We start from the raw sequence: 3,359 nt of genomic DNA on the forward strand, positions 1-3,359 counted from the left end.
CAACATAACATTAACATACCAAATAAAAATACTAAAATGTAAATTCGATATATAACAGCATCTAATATATACAAAAGCTAATATTAAGACAAAAAATAAAAAGTAATCTGAGTTTCTATAAAAAAATAATTCCTTCATCTTAATTTATTTAAACATTAAATTTAAATAAAATTATATCACCATCTCTTACCAAATAATCTTTTCCCTCAAGTCTAAGACGTCCCTTTTCCTTTAAACCATGAACGCCTTGAAACTCAATCAAATCATCAAATGAATACACCTCTGCTTTAATAAAACCTCTCTGAAAATCACTATGAATAATACCTGCAGCTGCTGGGGCTTTCATTCCATCAATAAAAGTCCAAGCTCTAACTTCTTGTTCTCCTGCAGTAAAATAGGTTCTTAAACCTAAAGTATAATAAGAAGTACGTATTAAATTACTAAGACCACTCTCTTTGATACCCATAGATTCTAACATTTCTCTTCTCTCAATTAAGTCTTGAATTTCAGCAAGTTCTGCCTCAATCTTAGCACACAAAATTAAATAATTATTACCCTCACTTAAAGCTATATTTTTAACAATATCAGTATATTTATTACCAGAAAGTGAATCCTCATCAACATTGCAAACATATATAACATTTTTCATAGTCAAAAGATTTAAAGACTTAACAAAATTATAACCAAATTCATCAAATTTAAACTCGCTTGCTGGTCTAACATCAATCAAATGTTTTTCAAGATCTCGAAGAAGTGAAACAATTATCTTTGCATTTTCACTAATATTTTTATCAATACTCTTTGCATTTTTTTCATTTTTTAAAATACTTTTTTGAACCGTCTCAAGATCTGCAAGACATAATTCTGTACTAACTGTACTTATATCCCTTTGAGGATCTATATCCCCATCAACATGAATAACTTCTCTATCATTAAAGCATCTAACAACATGAACAATAATAGAAACTTCACGAATATTCGCTAAAAATTTATTACCAAGTCCTTCTCCTTTGGAAGCTCCTCTAACAAGACCCGCAATATCAACAAATTCTATAACAGCAGGAATTATTTTTTTTGACGATACTAAATTAGCAATTTTCAAAAGCCTCTCATCAGGAACTTCTACTATTCCTACATTAGGATCAATAGTACAAAAAGGATAATTAGCAATCTCTGACTTTGATGATGTTAAGGACGAAAATAAGGTAGACTTCCCAACATTGGGCAATCCCACTATTCCCACATTAAGTGCCATAAATAAAACTCCATAAAGTAAAATTTAATTAATTAAATATGCAAATTCTCCTCTACCTATTTGTTGATTGAAATTTACTTCAACAGACAAATTATAATATCCATTAGGTTCTTGAGGGCCTGGATAATCATATTCAAGCAAATAAGTCCCTGTTTTCTGTTTCATCATTAAATCATAAACTTTTGATACACCCTCATAAGAAGAAAAAGGAATAATAGCACCACCAGTTTCATTTACTAAATACTGCAATTTAGACTCAATAGGACTATTTCCAAACAATATTAAATAAAATCTAATATCATTATTTTTATAATAGCTTAAAATAGTATCCACAGAATACCTACTAAAAGCAGAATGACTCAAAGATCCATCACTAAAATAAATAACGGCCCTTCTTGCACTCTTTGACATAAGTTCAGAACCTGCAAGTTTAAGACTAACATCCGTCTTTACATCATTTAAATCATAAACACCAAGAGAATTTGTTTTATGAATCATACTTAATAAACTATCGATATTATCTACCAAAGGTAAATTAGTTGCATTTATAAAACTAAACTTTTTATTTTTTCTAGATTTTATAAGAGTATTTACACTCATAATTTGTTCTGACTCGTAATTTTTCATAGAAAAAGATTTGTCAAAAACAATTGCAATATTCATATCATTAGAAGTATTAATATCATAAGCAATTTTTGGATTTACAATGTAATATCTCTCATTAGCAACCGCAAAATTTTCACTCTTTAAACCCACAATTGGTAATCCATTTCTATTGCTAATATTAAGCTCCACATAAATTTTAGAACCTCCCGCCCTAATTACTCTACGAACATCAACATTTAAACTATCATAAACACTAACATCACTTTTATAAATCGCAATATGAGCATTATCAAAATCTGATACAACCATTTGATTATTAACATCAATAATTGAAGATGAAATTTTAGAATCTATCTTATCTGCTTTTAAAAGCTTAACAAAAGTTTTACTTGAAACACTATATTTATAAACACCATATTTTGAAGATATAATAATGCTATTACCTGCAAAATCACTGCTAAGACCTTCTATCCCTTCAAAAGAAGTTGAAATAGAATACAAATGATTACCACTAGTATCAAATACTTCAATAGAATTTCTAGGAGCATCAGCAACATAAATATTTCCATTCAAATACGTAACACCTGTTGGACCTAAAAGCCCTGCATATCCAACCGTTTTCATGCCAAAATTCAAAACAAAACTACCCTTAGCATCAAATTTGCTGATTCGCTTATTTCCCCATTCACTAACATAAATATAATCTCTCTCATCAACTGTTATATATTGAGGAGCAAGTAACTCACCATCCTCAGTACCTTTCTTTCCAATTGAACCTTTTTTAATGCCAAAAGTCTTATCATATATACCAATCTCATCATTTGAATAAAGTGTCACATATAAAAGTTTATCAAGCTCAATCACATCATAAGGTGACTTTATAGAAGTAATTCCATCCTTAACCAAAACATGAATATTATTATTAGCATCAAAATGTAAAATTTCATTTCCTACAAAATTAGCAGCATAATAACCACCATATTGATCGGCCTTTAGAGATGTAATCTGATATCCATTTGGTCGTTTATAAATGGAATTATCAAGAAGCGCAACTTGAACAAATTTTTCAATATTTTTAAATTCATTATTTAAGGATATACCTCTTCTTTGTTCAATTATAGATATCAACTGCCTAAGATAAGCCGATTTATACCCTTGAGATTGCAAATTTCGCCATTCCATCAAAGCTTCCTCAACATGCCCCAATCTATAATAAACATTTCCTATCCAAAAATGATAATCAAGATTACTTGGATCAAAGCTTAAAACTCTCTTAAAAGACAACAAAGCATCATCATAAAGACCATTATTATAAGAATTAAGTGCCCATTTAAATTCTTCTTGAGCATCCTTGTTAGTAACAATACCTTGAGCATTTAAAACAAATGCATTTATTAAAAAAATGGCTATATTAAACATTAAAGCTATTTTTTTAACACTGAAACAAGCACTATATAAATTTAATATTTTTACACGAAACATATTGTATATATTATAC

2 protein-coding genes are annotated in these 3,359 nt (G+C 28.8%); both read right to left on the reverse strand.

Annotated features, from left to right (window positions below):
• Positions 1-148: 148 nt before the first annotated feature.
• Positions 149-1,255: a redox-regulated ATPase YchF gene (gene ychF, locus BN1173_RS01195; RefSeq protein WP_014696116.1), complete on the reverse strand. Its 1,107-nt coding sequence runs from the start codon at positions 1,253-1,255 to the stop codon at positions 149-151.
• A gap of 24 nt (positions 1,256-1,279) precedes the next feature.
• The gene (locus BN1173_RS01200) at positions 1,280-3,280 is read right to left on the reverse strand and encodes a tetratricopeptide repeat protein (protein WP_171805080.1); all 2,001 of its coding nucleotides are present in this window, start codon (positions 3,278-3,280) and stop codon (positions 1,280-1,282) included.
• Positions 3,281-3,359 lie beyond the last annotated feature (79 nt).

Origin of the sequence: Borrelia crocidurae (assembly GCF_000825665.2) — a bacterium.
GTDB classification, from domain to species: domain Bacteria; phylum Spirochaetota; class Spirochaetia; order Borreliales; family Borreliaceae; genus Borrelia; species Borrelia duttonii.

Excerpts from the sequence above, each read along its gene's own strand:
- ychF (WP_014696116.1), bottom strand. The coding sequence starts at position 1,255 with ATGGCACTTAATGTGGGAATAGTGGGATTGCCCAATGTTGGGAAGTCT.
- BN1173_RS01200 (WP_171805080.1), bottom strand. The coding sequence starts at position 3,280 with ATGTTTAATATAGCCATTTTTTTAATAAATGCATTTGTTTTAAATGCT.